Annotated in this window: 19 protein-coding genes; 10 read left to right on the top strand and 9 right to left on the bottom strand. The window is 57.0% G+C overall.

The window, feature by feature from the left end; genetic code table 11:
- Nucleotides 1-46 precede the first annotated feature (46 nt).
- The gene (locus B3K78_RS14580; protein ID WP_286696010.1) at nt 47-253 is read left to right on the top strand and encodes a hypothetical protein; all 207 of its coding nucleotides are present in this window, start codon (nt 47-49) and stop codon (nt 251-253) included.
- A 229-nt stretch (nt 254-482) separates the two neighbouring features.
- Here B3K78_RS14580 and B3K78_RS14575 read toward each other — a convergent pair whose 3' ends face one another.
- Together B3K78_RS14575 and B3K78_RS14570 are read right to left on the bottom strand one after the other, a co-directional pair.
- Entirely contained in the window at nt 483-797 is a 315-nt protein-coding gene (locus tag B3K78_RS14575) for a CcdB family protein (RefSeq protein ID WP_286696009.1), read from the bottom strand.
- Nucleotides 797-1039: a type II toxin-antitoxin system CcdA family antitoxin gene (locus B3K78_RS14570; protein WP_286696008.1), complete on the bottom strand. Its 243-nt coding sequence runs from the start codon at nt 1037-1039 to the stop codon at nt 797-799. Before B3K78_RS14570 ends, B3K78_RS14575 begins: the two co-directional genes overlap by 1 nt.
- 212 nt (nt 1040-1251) lie before the next feature.
- On the opposite strand from B3K78_RS14570, the gene B3K78_RS14565 reads away from it, so the two are divergent.
- Nucleotides 1252-1497, top strand: coding sequence for a TIGR02450 family Trp-rich protein (locus tag B3K78_RS14565; protein ID WP_286696007.1), 246 nt, complete (start codon nt 1252-1254; stop codon nt 1495-1497).
- A gap of 55 nt (nt 1498-1552) precedes the next feature.
- On the opposite strand, the gene B3K78_RS14560 is transcribed toward B3K78_RS14565, so the two are convergent.
- Together B3K78_RS14560 and B3K78_RS14555 are read right to left on the bottom strand one after the other, a co-directional pair.
- Nucleotides 1553-1990 (bottom strand): PaaI family thioesterase, encoded by a 438-nt coding sequence (locus B3K78_RS14560; protein WP_286696006.1) that lies wholly within the window; start codon nt 1988-1990, stop codon nt 1553-1555.
- Between the two features lie 206 nt (nt 1991-2196).
- Nucleotides 2197-3555 carry a cytochrome P450 gene (locus tag B3K78_RS14555; protein WP_286696005.1) on the bottom strand — a complete coding sequence of 453 codons (1359 nt, stop codon included), beginning with the start codon at nt 3553-3555 and terminating at the stop codon, nt 2197-2199.
- 288 nt (nt 3556-3843) lie between these two features.
- Here B3K78_RS14555 and B3K78_RS14550 point away from each other — a divergent pair, with 288 nt between their 5' ends.
- The 6 genes from B3K78_RS14550 (at nt 3844) to B3K78_RS14525 (ending at nt 11177) form a co-directional block, all read left to right on the top strand.
- Nucleotides 3844-5016, top strand: a complete 1173-nt coding sequence (locus B3K78_RS14550; RefSeq protein ID WP_286696004.1) for an acyl-CoA dehydrogenase family protein — start codon at nt 3844-3846, stop codon at nt 5014-5016.
- Nucleotides 5017-5051: 35 nt separating this feature from the next.
- Entirely contained in the window at nt 5052-5825 is a 774-nt protein-coding gene (locus tag B3K78_RS14545; RefSeq protein WP_286696003.1) for a 3-hydroxyacyl-CoA dehydrogenase, read from the top strand.
- Nucleotides 5826-5947: 122 nt separating this feature from the next.
- Nucleotides 5948-7126 (top strand): acyl-CoA dehydrogenase family protein, encoded by a 1179-nt coding sequence (locus B3K78_RS14540; protein WP_204996768.1) that lies wholly within the window; start codon nt 5948-5950, stop codon nt 7124-7126.
- Between the two features lie 9 nt (nt 7127-7135).
- The gene (locus B3K78_RS14535; protein ID WP_286696002.1) at nt 7136-8266 is read left to right on the top strand and encodes an acyl-CoA dehydrogenase family protein; all 1131 of its coding nucleotides are present in this window, start codon (nt 7136-7138) and stop codon (nt 8264-8266) included.
- Between the two features lie 42 nt (nt 8267-8308).
- On the top strand, nt 8309-9862 hold the full coding sequence (locus B3K78_RS14530; protein ID WP_286696001.1) for a long-chain-fatty-acid--CoA ligase: 1554 nt from the start codon (nt 8309-8311) through the stop codon (nt 9860-9862).
- Nucleotides 9863-9944: 82 nt separating this feature from the next.
- On the top strand, nt 9945-11177 hold the full coding sequence (locus tag B3K78_RS14525) for an iron-containing alcohol dehydrogenase (RefSeq protein WP_286696000.1): 1233 nt from the start codon (nt 9945-9947) through the stop codon (nt 11175-11177).
- Between the two features lie 98 nt (nt 11178-11275).
- Here B3K78_RS14525 and B3K78_RS14520 read toward each other — a convergent pair whose 3' ends face one another.
- Together B3K78_RS14520 and B3K78_RS14515 are read right to left on the bottom strand one after the other, a co-directional pair.
- Nucleotides 11276-12808 carry a TLP1 C-terminal extension domain-containing protein gene (locus B3K78_RS14520; protein ID WP_286695999.1) on the bottom strand — a complete coding sequence of 511 codons (1533 nt, stop codon included), beginning with the start codon at nt 12806-12808 and terminating at the stop codon, nt 11276-11278.
- Between the two features lie 108 nt (nt 12809-12916).
- On the bottom strand, nt 12917-13975 hold the full coding sequence (locus B3K78_RS14515) for a helix-turn-helix domain-containing protein (protein WP_204996772.1): 1059 nt from the start codon (nt 13973-13975) through the stop codon (nt 12917-12919).
- A gap of 205 nt (nt 13976-14180) precedes the next feature.
- Here B3K78_RS14515 and B3K78_RS14510 point away from each other — a divergent pair, with 205 nt between their 5' ends.
- Both B3K78_RS14510 and B3K78_RS14505 read left to right on the top strand, forming a co-directional pair.
- The gene (locus B3K78_RS14510) at nt 14181-15194 is read left to right on the top strand and encodes an AraC family transcriptional regulator (protein WP_204996773.1); all 1014 of its coding nucleotides are present in this window, start codon (nt 14181-14183) and stop codon (nt 15192-15194) included.
- A 94-nt stretch (nt 15195-15288) separates the two neighbouring features.
- Nucleotides 15289-15729 carry a nuclear transport factor 2 family protein gene (locus B3K78_RS14505; RefSeq protein ID WP_286695998.1) on the top strand — a complete coding sequence of 147 codons (441 nt, stop codon included), beginning with the start codon at nt 15289-15291 and terminating at the stop codon, nt 15727-15729.
- 29 nt (nt 15730-15758) lie between these two features.
- Here the strand turns inward: B3K78_RS14505 and rsxE are convergent, their stop codons facing one another.
- Genes rsxE through rsxD form a run of 3 tightly spaced genes read right to left on the bottom strand, consistent with a single transcriptional unit; the run spans nt 15759 to nt 18152 of the window.
- Nucleotides 15759-16472, bottom strand: a complete 714-nt coding sequence (gene rsxE / locus B3K78_RS14500) for an electron transport complex subunit E (RefSeq protein ID WP_286695997.1) — start codon at nt 16470-16472, stop codon at nt 15759-15761.
- Complete coding sequence (rsxG, locus tag B3K78_RS14495) at nt 16465-17103, bottom strand: electron transport complex subunit RsxG (protein WP_286695996.1); 639 nt, start codon at nt 17101-17103, stop codon at nt 16465-16467. The genes rsxE and rsxG overlap by 8 nt, the downstream gene beginning before the upstream one ends.
- Complete coding sequence (rsxD, locus tag B3K78_RS14490) at nt 17103-18152, bottom strand: electron transport complex subunit RsxD (RefSeq protein WP_204996777.1); 1050 nt, start codon at nt 18150-18152, stop codon at nt 17103-17105. The genes rsxG and rsxD overlap by 1 nt, the downstream gene beginning before the upstream one ends.

Raw genomic sequence — 18152 nt, 5'->3', positions numbered from 1 at the left:
TCCCCCTAATTAGTAGACGCCTATCTCAACCTGGAGGTAGGCAAGTATGGCAAAGATTCATAGCAAAGAACGCGTTATTGAATACGCGGTTGATTTTAAAATCAAAGTAGTGGAGTTAAATGAAAGGCTCGATGCAGATGCGATACAGATCGCGGAGATATCGGGCCTGCACCCGGTGATGGTTTATTGTTGGCTGCAGGAGTACCGTGAAGGCAAGTTTGTAGCCACCCCAAAGAGACCCATCCGAAGCTGAGCCTAGGCCCGACGAGACCCGCGGTGAAGAGCTGGCCAGGTTGAGGAAGGAGGTAGCGGCTCTGAAGAAGGAGAACGACTTCCTTAAAAGTGGGAACAGTATCTGAAGGATCAAAAGCAGGCCGATTCCGATTCATAGAAACGCATCGGGATGCGTTAGGCGTTAGATAATTATGTAAGCGCTTAGCGGCCGTCGGACGCCCATGTCAGGGCGCCGGTTATTGCTGGCGTTAAATGCCCGTCAGGAGGAAATCGAGCGCTGAAATAATGTCTGCTCGATTAAGTAGCAACGAGCCCTCTTTTCGAGTGAGAAATGAGGCAGACACCGTCGTAATTTGATGGGTAAGAAGGGCGTATTGTTCGTTCCCAATCTCTACAACTGGGCACAGGTTTTTGGGAAATGTTTTTGCATCCTGTACCGGGGAAATCGGTATAACGACGCGGCTATTGAGATCGTCGAGTAGGTCGGTTTGTACATCCACGAAAAAAGGGTAGGTTGCGTGGCTGTCAGAATCTGGATTCTCGTACAGGTCGAATTGCTTCATTAGAAGCCCCGATGTTTGTCAGCAAAGAGCCCGCTTTCCGCAAGGCGATTGCAGTTCTCGATGGCCTGTTTGTTGTCTTCGTGCCATTTTCTGCGTTTGCTTGCTCTGACTTCCTCTTCCAGTGCTCGCTCAAGGGTAGCAGAAAGGTTTACCTTTAAGCTCCTTGCTTCGGCAAGTAAGCTACTGTTTATACTAAGGTTTGTGGCCTTTTTAGGGGCCTTCTTATCAAATATCTCGCGCATTACAGAACCTCCTGCATGCATTATGCGTATAGATTATGCGTATAGATTATGCGTATGGTAGCAGTGAGGTATTTAACAAGGCAAGGCAAGGCAAGGCAAGCCGACGCCGGAGAGCGCCGGGAACCGCCGAGGGTGCGTATATCTGCTAAGTTCCTACAGCCTTACAATCTCGTGGCCTTCGTACTATGAGCCGCAAAGGAGCAAGTTTCACCATGAACCCCATCCATCCCAAAAAACTCCTCCACAGCAAGTGGACGGCGGTACAGCCGGTTAACAAAGAAAAGCACTTTATGGTGACGGAGGTGGAGTTTGATGAAGAGGGCGTGGTGGTGGACTGTGTGATCGAAGCGGGCGTGGTGGTGGACTGTGTGATCGAAGCGGTGATGTCCAAGCGCACCGAGTCGATTGACTGGACGGTGTTGAAGAATACGGATAACTGGCGGCAGGGGTGGAAGTAGCGTTTGCTCCGCTTACACCATTTCGTTCCACTACCGCTTTCTTGCCGATTAACCCTTAAGCCGGCAACTTTCGTAGTGTGGCGCTAAAGCTGCACAGTATCTTTCCTGCCTGGCTGAGCGTGCCGCGCGTAAAGCCCATGCGGCCGGTTTCCTGAAGTAGCTCTACATCGGCGACTATGTCTTGCCCGAGCTTGCCGCCCTGTAAAAACTGCATACTGAAATCGATGGTGACAACACGGCCCAGTGCTACGCAGCGCTCTGTATAGAGAGGCAGATAAAACACTTGTTCGGCGCGGGCGGCGAGGTAGCCACCGTGTATTCCGTGCTGAATGTTCTGGCTGCTGTCGTCGCAGCCAAAGCGCGCCTGGGCGCTGTTGTCGCCGAGTTTACGAAATTCAAATGCGCCGAGGTGACTGTCGAAGGAGGTGCCTTCTACCATTGGCATGGTTTGCCAGTCTGAGCTTTCGCATTCGGGGAAGTAAGGAGCGGGCATGGTGGTTTTCTCGTGCAGTTATGTTGTGTGGTGGCCTACTTACTCATCGTTGTGCTGTTTAACGGCCCACGGCGGTGCTGGGCCTGAAGGCACGCAGGACGTTCGCGCATCGCGAGAGCGGTATATTTTCAGACATAAGTATCCACTGAAAATAAAAACGACGGCCCATTTACGTGGGCCGCCGTTCGACGGTTTTTCTAGCAGTTTTAGATTGGCTCAAAACTCACGGGCAAGCCGTCGGCAGGGAAGATTAGCGGCACCCAGCTGCGGGGCATTTCATAGCCGTCTTTCACCTTAATGTTATAGCGGCGCAGCAGGTGGAACAGGAACAGTTTGGTTTGTACTTCGGCAAAGTTCAGGCCCAGGCATTTGTGAGCGCCGCCGCCAAAGGGTACCCATTGGAAGAAGTGCTTTTTGTCTTCGGCGCGTTCTTTGGAAAAGCGTTCGGGGTCGAAGTCGTTGGGGTTGCTCCAATACTCTTCCATGTAATGGGTGAGTAGCGGCGAGATGGCCACCGCGGTGTTTTTGGGCACGTGGTAGCCAAAAATGTCCATGTCTTTCAGGGTGCGGCGCGGAATGGCCGGCACGGGTGGGTACATGCGCAGGGCTTCTTTAAACACCAGCTTACTGTCGTCGAGTTTATTCAGGTCGTCGTAGTCGAGCTGGTCTTTGCCGATAGCTGCGTATTCCTCGCGTAGTCGCTGCTGCCACTCGGGGTTCTTTGCCAGTGCGTAAACAATGGAGCACAGGGTGCTGGTTGTGGTGTCGTGGGCAGCAAATAGCAGGAAAATAATATGGTCGCGCACCGCCTCGTCGGAGAAGTAGTTGCCGTCTTCATCGGTGGCGTGGCAGATCTGCGAGAAAATATCCCGGCCTTCGTGTTTGCGCTTATCGCCGATATGCGCCATCACAAAGTCTTCTAAATGCTTGCGGCCGGTCAGGCCGCGGTGCCAAAGCGTGCCGGGGATGGGGAGCTTTAATACCGCCATTGAGGCAAGCATGGTGTCCACGAAGGCGGTATTCACACCGCTGGCTTCTTCGCCCATTTCCACACCTAAAAACACCTCGGCAGCCACTTCCAGCAGCAGCTGTTTTACGGCGTGTTGAAAGTGGAACTCTTTGCCGTTGGGCCATTCTTTCAGGCCGCGCTCCAGGTGCGGGCTCATGGTGTGCAAATAGCCTTCGATCGATGCCTTCTTAAAAGCACCTTGCAAAATTTTACGGTCGTAGCGGTGGGCCTCGGCGTCTTTCAGCATCAGCCCGTTGGGGAAGAGTCTGTCCAGTAATGGGTTCCAGGCCAGCATGCTGGAGAACTGGCCGTCGCTGTTTTTCAGTACCAGTTCGTTCGCTTCCGGGCCGAGCAGGGTCAGGCTGTGTTGGAACAGGGTATTGCCGCGCGAAATTTTGCCGTATTTGCGGTAGCGCATTTCGGTGAGCGCTTTGTAGTTCTTCAAAAAACTGAAGGTCTGGCCGAACAGGGGCAGGCCGCTGTCACCGGGAATATGCGTCAGCTTGCGATTGGGTTGGCGCGGGTAGTCTTGGTAGTCAACGCTGGTGCTGTTCATGGTGTTCCTCGTTGTGGCTAGCCGCAGTGCGGCACATCTTGGCAGACACAGTAGGGCAGGCGTTTTTTAGGGTCTAGTCGGCAGGCGACGGCGGTGGTCGATGCGCGCCAGTGGGCGGGGGATTCCCGTTTTTTGTAAGAAAATGTCAAGTGGTTGTCACGGTCAATCATTGCCGCTTTGGGGGCGGCGAGGCGATGCTGTGCGTCGACACGCAGTGCCGAGCCTCGGCTCTGGCAGGAAAAACAAACCTCGGCGCGAGCGCGCCGTTTGAATAACGAGAGAAGAACCATGCTTCCCAGAGATTTTACAGAAGAGCAGCAAATGTTTCGTTCGGCCTACCGCAAATTCCTGGAACAGGAAGTGGCCCCGAATGTGGATGCCTGGCGCGAGCAGGGCATTGTTGACCGGGAGGTATTTAAAAAGGCCGGTGAACAGGGCTTTTTGATGGTTTGGCCCGACGAGCAGTACGGCGGCATGGGCGACCGCGACTTCCGTTTTGAGCAGATCATTATTGAAGAAACCGCCAACGTTTACGCCGGTGACTGGGCGAATACCCTACACAGCCGTTTGGTTGGCCCCTATATCGACCGCTTTGGCAGTGAAGAACAAAAGGCGCGCTTTTTGCCGCGCTGTGTGAGTGGCGAATTGATTCTGGCAGTGGCGATGACCGAGCCCGACGCCGGTTCCGACCTTGCGGGTATGCGCGCCGTGGCTAAAGACATGGGCGACCACTGGCTGCTGAGTGGTAACAAAACGTATATCACTAACGGGATTAATTCCGACGTGGTGATCGTAGCGGCCAAGACCGATCCGGAAAACAACCCCCACGCGATGGGCCTGTTTTTGGTGGAGCGCGGCATGGAAGGCTTCGAGCGCGGCCGCAATTTGAAGAAGATGGGCATGAAGGCGCAGGACACTGCCGAACTGTTCTTCAATGAAGTGCGTATTCCCAAAGAGAACGTACTGGGCGACCCAACCATGGGCTTTATTTACCTGATGGAAGGTCTGGCTGAAGAGCGTTTGATTGGCGCCTGCGGCTTTTTGTCTTCAGCGCAGAAGGCGTTTGAAGTGACGCGTGAATTCTGTGAGCAGCGCAAGGTGTTTGGTAAGCCGCTGTCAAAAATGCAGAACACCCAGTTCAAAATGGCCGAACTGCGCACCGAGTTGGACGTGGCTCAGGCCTATGTCGACCAGTGTGTTGCCGTACATAACCGTGGCCGGTTAACCGCAGAAGATGCCGCCAAAGCCAAGCTGTATACCAGTGAGTTGCTGTGCCGCATGGTTGATGAGGGCGTGCAGCTGCATGGTGGTGCGGGTTACATGGACGAGTATCCGATCTCCCGTATGTACTGCGACGCGCGTATTACCCGCATTTTTGCCGGTACCTCAGAAATTATGAAGCTGATTATTGCCCGCGATGTATTCGCCGACAGCTTCGTTCCCTTTGTTGACCGCGCCTAGGCGCGGTTTCACTCATAACGTTTAGGAGTAGAAAGATGGATGTAAACGGAAAAGTTGCCCTGGTCACCGGCGGTGCATCGGGTTTGGGTAAAGCAACGGTAGAGTCGATTGTGGCAGCGGGCGGCAAGGTCGCCATTCTGGATATGAACGAAGCCCTCGGTCAGGCCCTGGCTGAGCAGCTGGGTAGTGACAAAGCGCTGTTTGTTGCCACCAATGTGGCGGACGAAGCCTCTGTGGAAGCGGCGGTGAAGGCCTGTTTGGAGGCCTTCGGCGCGATTCACATCTGCTGCAATTTCGCCGGTATTGGCAACGCCATTAAAACAGTGGGCAAGCAGGGCGCCTTCCCGCTGGATCAGTTTAAGCGTGTGATCGACATTAACCTGGTGGGCTCGTTCAATGTGCTGCGTTTGGCGGCTGAGGCCATGGCCAAGCAAGACCCCATTGATGAATTTGGTGGCCGCGGTGTGATTATCAACACCGCATCGGTTGCCGCCTTCGACGGCCAAATTGGTCAGGCTGCCTACAGCGCCAGTAAAGGCGGTGTTGTTGGCATGACCCTGCCGATCGCTCGCGACCTGGCGAGCTATGGCATTCGTGTTAACACCATTGCTCCGGGCTTGATCGACACACCGCTGTTGGCGTCTTTGCCTGAAGAAGCGCGCCAGTCGTTGGCGCAGTCGGTACTTAACCCCAAGCGCCTCGGTCAGCCCGAGGAAATTGCCAGCTTAGCGATGCACATTATCGACAACGACTACCTCAATGCTGAAGTGATCCGTATGGACGGCGGCATTCGCATGCAGCCGCGGTAAGTCTGATTGCCCCGGGTCGGCCGCTGCCAACAAACGGCGCCCGGGGACTAACCCCTTTCTGTACGCTGCTGATAGCCTAGATTCAGGATGCAGCGTGGCCTGCCAATAATAGAGAGAAAGCTATGCACGCGACATTTTCTGCAGAAGAGCTCGCCTTCCAAGAGGAAGTTCGGGCGTTTTTGCGCGACAACTTTAACGACGATATGGCCGCGCGAATTCGCGACCCCAAAACCTTTAAAGCCGCGACCATTGAGTGGCAGAAAAAGCGTTTCGACAAGGGTTGGGTGGCGCCGGGCTGGCCGGTTGAGCACGGCGGCTGTGGTTGGAGCGACACCCAGAAATATATTTTCGACAGCGCCCTGGCTGAAGCCGGCGCGCCGGATGTGCCGCCCTTCGGTTTGAAGATGGTCGGGCCGGTGATTTACACCTTTGGCACCGAGGAGCAAAAGCAGCAATTCTTGCCCGGCATTCTCAACGGCGACACCTGGTGGTGTCAGGGCTACTCCGAGCCGGGCGCGGGCAGTGACCTGGCCGGTTTGCAAACCCGCGCCGAACGCGATGGCGACGACTATGTGATCAACGGCACCAAAATCTGGACCACTTACGCCCAGTATGCCGATTGGATGTTTGCGCTGGTACGCACCGACAACAGCGGCAAGCCGCAGCAGGGCATCAGCTTCTTGCTGATTGATATGCGCACGCCTGGCATCACCGTGTCGCCGATTATTGCCATTGATGGTGAGCATCACTTAAACGAAGTCAGCTTTGAAAACGTGCGGGTGCCAGTGGTAAACCGCATCGGTGAAGAGAATCAGGGCTGGACCTATGCCAAGGCGCTGCTCAGCCACGAGCGCACCGCGCTGTCTGGTATCGCTTACTGCAAACAAGTGCTGAACAACGTGCGCAAGCTGGCGGCCGATGAGAACGACGACGGCCAGCCGCTGTTGAATAACCCCACGTTTCAGGCGCGCATGGCCGACATTGAAATGGAGTTGATGGCGCTGGAATACACCGAACTGCGCGTGCTGGCCACCGTGGCCAATGGCGGCGCACCGGGCATGGAGTCGTCCCTGCTCAAGCTCAAAGGTACGGAGCTGCAACAGGCTGTGCAGAATTTGTTCTTTGATGTGGCGGGGCTGTACGGCAGCGTGCTGCCGGCCGATGCCGATTTGTCATCGCTGGGCCATGACTACGGCGACCAAGCGCGACGGGAGTACATGTACGGTCGGGCCTGCACCATTTACGGCGGCAGTAACGAAGTACAAAAAAATATCATCGCGAAATTTGGGCTGGGGCTGTAGGAGGGCGTTATGGATTTTTCACTCAATGCTGAGCAGCAACTGCTCAAAGACAGTATCGATAAATACATGGCCGAGCGTTACGACGCCGACCAACGCAGGCAGTACCTGGCTGAAGAGACAGGTTTTTCCGGCAAGGTGTGGCAGGACTACGCCGAGCTGGGTTGGCTGACCGTGCCCCTGCCTGAAGCGGAAGGCGGTTTTGGCGGTTCGGTGGTGGATACCTCTGTGCTAATGGAAGCCATGGGCCGCAGCGTTGCCGTTGAGCCCTATCTGGGTTCGATTCTGCTGGGCGCTCAGTTGATTGCGCGCGGCAATAACGCGGCAGTAAAAGGCCGCTATCTGGAAGAAATTATGGCGGGCAGCTGCCACGCCGCGTTTGCCTATCAGGAGCGTCGTAGCCGCCACCAGCTCGATGCCATGGACTGCCGCGCTGAGCGCAGTGCTGACGGGTATCGCCTGAGCGGCAGTAAAACGCTGGTGCTCAACGGCGCGGCCGCCGATGTGCTGGTTGTGGCCGCGTGGCTGGATGACGCCTACACACTGTTTGCGGTGCCCGCGACAAGCAATGGCGTACAGCGCGATGCCTTCAAATTGATGGACGGCCAGCGCGTCGCAAATATTCAATTCGATGCGGTGGAGCTCACCAGCGACAGCGTGATCTGCGATGGCGATGCCGCCCTGGCGATGGTCGAAACGGTGATTGCCGAAGCGACTATCGCGGTGTCGGCTCAAGCGGTTGGCGCGATGGAAAAGCTGCTGAAGGAAACGGTGGAATACAGCAATACCCGCAAGCAGTTTGGCCAGCCCATCGGCAAATTCCAGGCTTTACAACACCGTATGGTGGATATGTACACGGCCACTGAGCAATGCCGTTCGCTACTGGTGCGTGCGCTGTGTTCGCACAGTGGTGGCGAAGCGCAGGCAGCCAGTGATACGGCGGCGCTGAAAGCCATGGTCGGCAAACACGGCCGCGCAGTCGCCGAGGAAGCGGTGCAGCTTCACGGCGGTATGGGCGTGACGGAAGAGCTGAGCATTGGCGACTACTTAAAGCGACTAATGGTTATCGACACCCTGTTCGGTGACAGTGATTGGCAACGTCGGCGGTTTGCGGCGCTGCGCTACGGGCCGCAGGCTGCGTAGCGGGGCGCGCGCCCTCTGATAAAAACGATAAGGAAGACATCCATGTTTGATAGTTTTGTTGAGTACCTGGCTTTTCAGGCAAAAATGCGCCCCGAGGCGCCCTTCGGCAATGATGCGGACAGCCATTTAAGCTACGCCGAGGCCTGGCAGAAAATGGGTCACGTCGCGGCGCGCTTGCAGGCGCGCGGCATCACCAAGGGTGACCGAGTGGCCATTCTCAGCAAAAACTCCCTGGACAACTTCCTGGTTTTTCTTGGTTGCGCGCGAGCTGGTGTGGTGCCGGTTGGCATTAACTACCGCCTTACCGCCGATGAGGTTGGCTTTATTGCTGAAGACGCCGACGTACGCATGCTGTTTGTCGACGGCGAATTTGCGCCATTGATCGGCTCCTACCTGGCCGGTGTTGAGCAGGTTTCTATTGTGGGTGACGTCGATGGCGCAGTGCCCTTAAACGAGTGGCTGGGCGAACCACTGACGCCGGACGCGGTGACGCTGAGCGGCGATGATGTGCTGTTTCAAATGTACACCAGCGGCACCACTGGTTTACCTAAGGGCACTTTGCTGACCCACCGCAATTTGATCTGTAACAGCATTCAAGCGCCGCTGACCACTGGCCGCGCGCCGCGCGCCGGTGACCGCGCCTTAATTATCGCGCCTACCTTCCATGCCCTGGGTTTGGTGGGTGCCTTGATGGCGGTGTATTACGGCTGCGAGTTGGTGTTGCACCGCGACTACGACCCCATTGGCATGATCGAGACCATGGCCAATGAGAACATCACCTATGTTTCTGTGGTGCCGGTGATGCTGCAGTTCTCTTTGGCCTGCATTCCCGATATCGAGAAATACGAATTCCCGAATCTGCGCTGGATTAACTACGGCGCGTCGCCGATTTCGGTGGATCTGTTAAAGCGCTGTTTGGAAGTCTTCGACTGCGAGTTTTATCAGGGCTATGGCCAGACGGAGTCGACCACCGCACTGACCTTCCTCACCAACGACGATCACATGCGTGCTCTGCAGGGCAAGCCTGAATTGCTGCGCTCCTGCGGTCGCGCGGTGTTTGGCACCGAGTTGCGTATTGTCGATGACAAGGGCAATACGCTGCCTACCGGCGAGGTGGGCGAAATTCTCGGCCGTGGCCCGCAGGTGATGAAGGGCTATTGGAAGCGCGAAGAGGCCACCGCAAAAACCGTGGTGGACGGCTGGCTGCACACCGGCGACGCCGGGTATCTGGACGAAGACGGTTATCTGTTTATTAAAGACCGTGTGAAGGATTTGATTATTTCCGGGGGCGAAAACATTTACCCCGCGGAAGTTGAAAATGTATTGATGTCTCACCCGAAAATTGCCGATGCAGCGGTGATTGGTGTGCCGGACGAAAAATGGGGCGAGGTTCCCCTGGCCGTGCTGGTGGCAGGTGAAGACGGTGAGATCACCGTCGATGAGATGGTTGAACACTGTCGCAGTTCACTGGCCGGGTTTAAAACGCCGAAGCTGATCGAATATGTGGCGGCGCTGCCACGCAACCCCAGCGGCAAAATACTGAAAAAAGAACTGCGCGCGAGTATCGTGCCTAAGTATCAGGGCGAAACTGCCTGATAAGGCATGATCCACTGGTCGGTAGCCACTACGTATACCGAACTGGCTATTACAGAATCACTGTCCTGCTATGGAGTTAAGGATGAGTAAATTTTTTAGAACCCTGCTACAGCGCACGTATCTGGCGTTGATCGCCATTCCCTTCAAGTTGATGCCGTCGCTCGCGTATATGGCCTTCAATGGTCAAGGAAGCACGGCGCAGCTGTGTCGACATATCGCCCGCCAAGGCGCGCAGCGCGTGTTAATTGTCAGCGATAAAATTTTGGTGGAGCTGGGCATTGTCGGTAAGGCCGTTGATGTATTGAAGGAAGAGGGTGTCGAGTGCGTAATTTATGATGGCATTCTTCCCGACCCCACTTTTGCAATGGTTGATGAAGGCCTGGCACTGCAACAGCAGCACAAATGCGATGCGGTGTTGGCGATTGGTGGCGGCTCGTCAATTGATTGCGCCAAGACCATTGCCTCGGCGGCGACCAATGGCCGCGACGGTCGCAAGCTGGAAGGCTACTTCAAAGTGAAGACCATGCCGCTGCCCCTGTTTGCATTGCCCACCACCTCGGGCACCGGTTCAGAGGCGACGATTGCTGCGGTGGTTTCCGACCCGGCGAGTCATGAAAAGTGCTTTTTGGCCGACCCGAAAATGCTGCCCAAAGCGGTGGCGTTGGATGCTGACCTGCTGCTGGGAATGCCCGCACCGATTACCGCCGCCACGGGAATGGATGCGCTGACCCACGCGGTGGAAACCTACATCAGCCTGTGGGGCACTGAAAGCAGCAATGGCTACGGCTATGCGGCGGTAAAAATGATTTTCGACTACCTGCCACGCGCCTACCGCGACGGCAACGACGCCGAGGCGCGCGAGCAAATGGCGTTAGCGGCCTACTACGCTGGCATGGCAATTAACGACGCCGGGGTGGGTAATGTTCACGCGATCGCTCACCAGTTAGGGCGCCACTACGGCACGCCACACGGCTTGGCAAACGCATTGGTGATGCCAGAGGTATTGCGCTTTATGGCCAAGGCATCCGAAAAACCGCTGGCTGAGTTGGGGCGCTTGATTGGTGTGGCCGATACCAGCACTGGTGATGCCCAAGCGGCAGAGAAGTTTATCGATGCGGTGGCGGATTTGAATACGCGCCTGGGTGTACCTGATGTGTTGGATACGCTGCGTGAAGAGGATATTGCTGCCATTGCCGCGGATGCGGTGAAGGAAGGGGCAGGCTATCCGGTGCCGGTGCTGATGAGCCGCAAAGAGTGTCAGGCGATTTTGCGTACTCTGTTAAAGCAAACCGGTGATGCGCGCGCGATGGCCTAAGTAACACGTGCCACACACTGGTGATAAGCCATAAAAAAACCGGCATTTGCCGGTTTTTTTATGGGCGGCGTTTTTAGCCGCCGCGCGTGCGGAAGGGCTTAGTCGAACCTAAACAGGTTGTGCTCCTCGCCGGTGGACACCACGCCGCGCCGTCCGATCATATCCTCATGCATCATTTGTGCGAGCAAGGCGTCGTCTTTTTCGGTGTGGGCGATGAAGCGTCGACCATTGTCCAGGCTACCAACGATAATGCCCTGCTGCGGACCGTCGCCGTCGCAGACAACGGTGAAGCTGTCCACAACACCGGGGCCTTCCGGGGCGTCGTCAATGCGGGGGTGGTCTTGGCTGTCGATCTGCTGTTGCAGGGGCGCATCGTCGCCGCGCTGCCAGTCTTGGTGAGCAGGGCGCGTGCTGTAAATACCAATGGCCTGCTTGGTCATATACCAGCCGTTGGCGGTAATCATGCCATTGGCGCCGGGTTGCTGGCGCAGTTTCTCAGCCATAGTGACGACAGCGTGCAGGCTGTAGCCGTGGCCGGGGCCACCGAAGTAGGGCAGGCCGCCGGTGAGGCTCAGTGCCCGCTCACCGAAGGGGTCGATACCCAGCGCATCGCAGGCCAGTTCCACCGCACAGGGGAAGCAGCTGTAAATATCCATCAGGGCGATGTCGTCAATCTCGCAATTGGCGCGCGCCAGTGCCGTTTTACCAGCCAGGGCGACGGCGTTGGAGCGGGAAAGGTCAGCGCGCTCGCCAACAAACCACACATCATTCACTTCGGCGCAACCATTGAGGTAGACCCAGCGGTCTTCGTCAATGCCGAGTTCGCGTGCGGTACCGACGGTGGTCATAATCACTGCGGCGGCCATGTCGATATTCATCTGGGCGCACAGGTATTTGTTATAGGGCAGCGCGAGGCAAGGGCTGCGCTCGTTAAAGCCGGTGAGTTGCTCGGCGCTGCGTGGCCGTTGGTAGGACCAGGCGTCGGGGTTAGCGGCAGCGGTGTCGCTCAAACCCTGCATGATCTTGCCGATATGCTGCTGGTGTTGTTCAAGGCTGTGGCCATAGCGGTGGCGCAGCGCATTTTCAAACAGCGCGTACATATGGGTGGGCAACCACAAATTGTGTTTGTGTTCCTGGGCGTGGGCGCCGTCGCGTTCTGCCCAAGGCTGTTCGGTGTCGCCACTGGCGCCTTGCTGCCAGTGGCCGATATCACCGCCACCGCCGAGCAGAGTGCGAAAGCTCGCGGTCAGTTCGCCGCCGCAGATCGCCACGGCGCGACGCTTGCCGCGGTTGAGCTCATCGGCGAAGTGGTTGATCAACATTTGCGGGCCGTTGCCGCCGTCGGGGGCTTTCAGGCACTGGGCATTATCAAAGCCCAAACGCTTGGCTAATTCCGGCCCGGGGAAGCGGTTAAGTAATGCGGCCAGTTCTTCTGAGACTTCCAACAGGCTGGGCTCGGTACACAGGGCGTCAATGGCGCCGCGCAGTGCATCGCCTTTGCCGGTGTTGTCCAGGGCGCCTTGCAGGGCTTCCTGCAGCGCATCGGTAGGGGTGCGCTCGGGGTTGCCGGTGTCGCGGTAGGTCTGCTGGCTGACTCCGACCAGAATCGGGGTGTTGTCGGCTGCAATCATAGGTAAACCTTTTTTCTTCTTAGCAAGTTAAAGTATGGCGGTTGCCAGCTAGCCCGCTATTGTGGGGCCAGTGGCTCTACATCAGTAGGGTTTTCGACGCCAGAGTTGTCAGCCTGCGCCAGGCGGCTCTGCGCGCTGAAAGGCTTGGTAGTGCTGCCGTCGCATCGTCTGCGGGGACTGACCATAGTAATCGCTGAAGGCGCGGTTGAAGTTGCTCGGGTGTTTATAACCGAGTTGGTAGGCCACCTCCTTCAAACTCATGTGCGTATTAAACAGGTACTCCCGCGCTAATTCCATGCGCACGCTCAGACAAATTTGGCGAAAACTGTGACCGCTCTGTTCCAAATGTCGGCGCAGGCTGCGCGGGCTTAAACGCAGTAGCTTTGCCGTTTTTGCCAAATTGAATTCGCAGTCTTGGGGGCGCGACATCAACAGGCGTTTAACCTGCGGGGCAATGCCGGCTGTGCGATAGCTCTCGCTGACGATTTGCTGCACGTGGTGAGAGCAGGCGATCAGCGCCTGTTCATTGCCGCTGGGGATAGGTCGGCTCAGCCAGTGCAGGGGCAGGGCGATGGTGTTGCGCGGGGCGTCGAACACCACCTCGCAGCCCAGCAATTCGCGGTAGCGCTCGGCGTGGTCAGGTGGACTGCTGGTCAGTTCTACATAGTCGGGCACGGCGGCGCGGCCCTCGGGCAGTATCCCTTGCACATAGCGCCAGGCAGCGACGCTGCACAGCTCCATTAACAGCTGCTCGATGGGCAGGGCGTTGTCGGTAAGTTCAAAGCGAATGAGCGCGTGTTGCTCGCCGCGCTCAAGGTGTACCCGCACTAAAAAGCTCGCTTCGCTGAAGGCGTGACAACTGATATTCGTGGCTTGCTCACAGTTGGCGGCGGTAAGCATGGCATAGCCGAGCAGGCCGAGGTCGCTCAATTGCGCAAGGTCGCCCAGTTCAAGTGCAATGGCAGGCGCGCCATCGTCGCGCAGGGCGTTTAACAACACCATTACATTTACCAGCGTATCGTTGCCGGTTGCCTGCCACCAGGTCTCGCCCAGCTCGCAGCGCCGACCGAGCGCCGCGCAGTCTATGTCGGGATAGTGTTGTTGCAGTAGGCGCCAAAGTACCCGCAGTAAACGGGCACCCAGCTGCTCCATTTCTATTAATTGCACAATGAATAATCGACTATGGCCATAAATGATACAAATTGACGGTCACTAATGATAATACTTTTAGTGGCGGAGGGGGACAAGTCTCGCTGCGAAATTGCTAGTCTGTTACGCAGTTTAGGTCATACCGGCGGCGTGCCGCCCACAACAATAACAGTGACAGATTCGCCCGCAGTGCATTGTCTGGGCGTTTTGTAGGGAGGGTGAAATGCGAACACCAACAGTCTGCAAAGAATATCTCGACAACCTTCTAGAGTACCTTGAGGGCCAGGGGCTCAGCAGCCGGCAGCTGCAATCGGTATTGCGTTTGAATCCCCTTTCTCACATTAGTGAGCAAGGGCGCGTTCCCCTGCGCTTGTTTGAAATGACCTTGGACGCCGGTGCGAACTTGCTGGGTGACCCCTGCCTTGGCGCAAAAGCGGGCACGCATTGTTCACGCACGCCCTGGGGAATGGTGAATTATCTGGGGATGAGCGCTTCCAATACCCGCGAGGCGGTGGATGCGATGCAGCGCTTTTCACGCCTGTTGATCGACCACGGCGATATGGTGCTAAGCGAGGTAAATAGCAGCACGGCTTGCCTGAGCTGGCAACAACCGCCCCGGCAGCAGGCGTCAGTGCACGTTGTCGAATTTTTCTTTGCCAATTGGTATCGCGTCAACAAGCCGATGCTGGACCGCGGTGCCACGCGCCGAGAAGTTCATTTCGCTCATGGTGCGCAGGGGCGTGAGGCGGAAATGGAAGCCTTGTTTGAAGCGCCGGTGTCCTTCGGTAAAAAATTAAATGCGGTGCACTTCGGTCGTGAACTGCTCGACCAGCCAACGCTTTACCCTCATCCCGGTATTCACAAATCGCTGGAGCAGGCGGCGCTGATTGAGTTGTCGAACCTGCAATTTGAAGACCGTTTGATCAAAGATGTGCGCGACTGCATCGTGAGTCAGCTGGCCGACGGTGTGCCCCGGTTGGAGGATATTTCAGCGCAGCTTGGCATTGCGCCGCGCACCTTACAGCGGCGGTTAAACAACACCGAAACCAGTTACAAAAGCTTGGTGGACGATGCCCGCAAGGAGCGCTCATTGGGGCTGATATCGCGCCGTGAACTTGGTTTGTTGGAGATTTCGGCAGAGCTTGGCTTTAGCGACCAAAGTGCTTTCCAAAAAGCGTTTAAGCGCTGGTATGGTCAGGCGCCCGGCCGCTATCGGATGATGCTGCAATCTGCGTAACGCCTGGCGCAATCGCTGCGCCGTGGTGGGCGGCTTGACCGGTGCAGCAAAATTGCGTGTAGTATTCCCTCGCTAATGCTCGAGTGAGGTCGCCGTGGACGACGCGCGCCAGATTGAAAACTTACTGTATCTCTACGCTGAAAAAATTGATGCCGGTGACTTTGCCGGCGTCGCGGCCTTATTTCGCGACGCCGATATTGTCGCGCCAGCGCACAACGGCGTGGTGAGTGGCGAGGAGGCCGTGCTGGCGATGTACCAGCAGTCGACGCGCCTCTATGCCGATGGCAACACACCGAAAACTCGCCACCTGATTAGTAATGTGATTATCGAACATTCGCCGGGCGCGGCCAGCGCGACGGCGCGTTCCTGCTATACCGTGCTGCAGGCCACCGATGCACTGGCCTTACAGCCTATTATCAGCGGTCGATACCGGGATGAGCTGTGCAAGCGGGAGGGCGTGTGGGGCTTTGCCCGCCGCGAGATGCATGTGGATTTGGTGGGCGATCTCAGCCAGCACCTGTTATTTGAGCTTTAAGGCGGGGCTAAGCCCGCCTTAGCGCTGGCTTAGCTAATATTGCCGGTGACCCGTACGCGGCGACTGGTCGGCGCGGTGTTTTTCGCTTTGGCGGCCTCGCGCTTTTGAATCTCGCCGTCGATCACGTTTTTCAGGGCGATAATCAGGCCAGTGAAGATGAAGGCGCCGGGGGGCAGTATCGCCACCAGGAAGGCCTTATAGTCGTCAACCAAAACAATCTTCCAGGCCTTTGCGGACTCGCCGAATAACAGCTCCATGTTGGCGAAGATATGGCCCGTGCCAACCACTTCGCGGATGGCGCCGAGCAGAATTAGCACCGCTGAAAAGCCCAGCCCCATAATGAAACCGTCGTACATAGACGGCAGCAGGCGGTTCTTGCTGGCGAAGGCGTCGGCGCGGCCGAGAATCACGCAATTGGTGGTAATCAGCGGCAGGAAGATGCCGAGGATCTGGAACAGTTCATAGGCGAAGGCCTGCATCAACAGTTCTATGCAGGTTACGGCGGCGGCAATAATCATTACAAAGGCCGGCAGTCGCACGGCATCGGAGGTGATGTTGCGAATCAGCGACACGCAGGTATTTGATACCGTGAGTACGAAGATGGTGGCGAGCCCCATGCCGATGGCGTTGATCACCGAGCCGGTAACGGCCAGCAGTGGGCACAGGCCGAGCAGCTGCACGATGGCGGGGTTGTTTTTCCATAAGCCATTCAGGGAGATCTCGCGGTAGTTCACATCACTCATCGCCTTTCTCCTGCTTCACTTCGTCTAGCAACATGGGTCGCTGCTGCGCATAGAATTCCAGGCTGCGTTTCACGGCAGCGGTAACGGCGCGCGGCGTGATAGTGGCGCCGGTGAACTGGTCGAAGACGCCGCCATCTTTCTTCACTGTCCACTTTTCTGCTTTGGGGTTAAGCAGGCTGCGGCCAATAAAGCCGTCTACCCACTGGCTTTTCTTGTAGTCGATCTGGTCACCCAGGCCCGGTGTTTCGCGGTGGCTTAGTACCCGCACACCGGCCACGCTGCCGTCGCGATTGACGCCGATGATCAGGTCGATATCGCCGGTGTAGCCATCGCGGGCGGTCGCCGGAAGAATCACCGCCACTACCTCGCCGTTTTGTTTGGCGCGGTAGGCATTGCGCGGCTCTCGAAGGCCGAGGAGGGCATCGTCGCCAAGCGCAACGGCGTCGTCGAGCATGCTATTGTCGTGGCGATCGCGGGGGATAATTTCCAGCAGGGCGCGTTCCTCGGCGGCGCGAATATTGTCCTGCACCAAGCCGCGGGTAGAGAGATAGGTGCCGGCGATTACGCCGGTGGTCACCACGGCGAACAGTCCCAGCAGCAAACCGTTTTTCGTAATGGATTGGCCGAGCATTACGCTTTCTCCTGCGCGTTGGGCTTTTTATGCCCGTAAGTGCGCGGCTGAGTGTAGTGGTCGATGAAGGGCGCGGCAAAGTTCATTAACAGCACCGCAAAGGCGACGGCATCGGGGTAATTACCCCATGCGCGAATAATGTAGACCAGCACGCCGATCAACGCGCCGTAGATCACGCGCCCGCGATTGGACACTGCCGAGCTTACCGGGTCGGTGATAATGAAGAACGCACCGAACATGGTGGCGCCGCTGAACAGATTGAACAGTGCGCCGCCGCCGGAGGCAGAGCTGCCGCCGTCGTTAAACAACAGAGCCATAATGGCAATCGCCAGCAGCATGCTCAGGGGCGCGTGCCAAGTGAAGACGCGGCGATAGAGTAGATACAGGCCGCCGAGCAAAAAGGCCAGGTTGACCCATTCCCAACCGATGCCCGCTACGGTGCCGAATTGTGGGGTTTGTGCCCACAGGTCGTCGACCAGTAGCGCGTCGTTTTGCTTGAGGATATCCAGCGGTGTGGCCATGCTCACACCGTCTATGGGGGCACTGCCAATGCCGAGGCTGCGCAACAGTGCGTCGATGGGGCCGAGAAGCTCGGATGCCGGCACGGCGCCGCGCGGTGCCAGCCAGTTAGTCATTTCAACCGGGAAGGAGATCAGCAGCAATACATAAGCTGCCATTGCCGGATTAAACGGGTTGTAGCCCATGCCGCCGTACATGTGCTTGCACAGTAAGATGGCGAAACCGGTGCCCACCAAAATCAGCCATAGGGGCGAGCCGGGTGGCAGGGCGATACCGAGTAAGAACGCGGTGACCAGTGCACTGCAATCGTTTAGATAAAACGCGATGGGGCGTTTGCGCAGCTTCAGGGCCAGTGCTTCAAAAGCAAGGGCGCTCAGGCTGGCCCACAACACATTGGTGAGGGTGCCAAAACCAAAAAACCAGGTGAGTGCCACCAAGCCTGGAATGGTCGCCATTAACACCAGACGCATAACGCGGCCGGTGCTCATCGGGCCGTGGGCGTGGGGGGAACTTACTTTCAAAAACGCCAT

This window comes from Spongiibacter sp. UBA1325 (assembly GCF_002306875.1).
In the GTDB taxonomy this organism is placed as follows: Bacteria; Pseudomonadota; Gammaproteobacteria; order Pseudomonadales; family Spongiibacteraceae; genus Spongiibacter; species Spongiibacter marinus.
The sequence above is the reverse complement of the archived record's forward strand: the minus strand, read 5'-3'. Positions and strand labels throughout refer to the sequence as shown.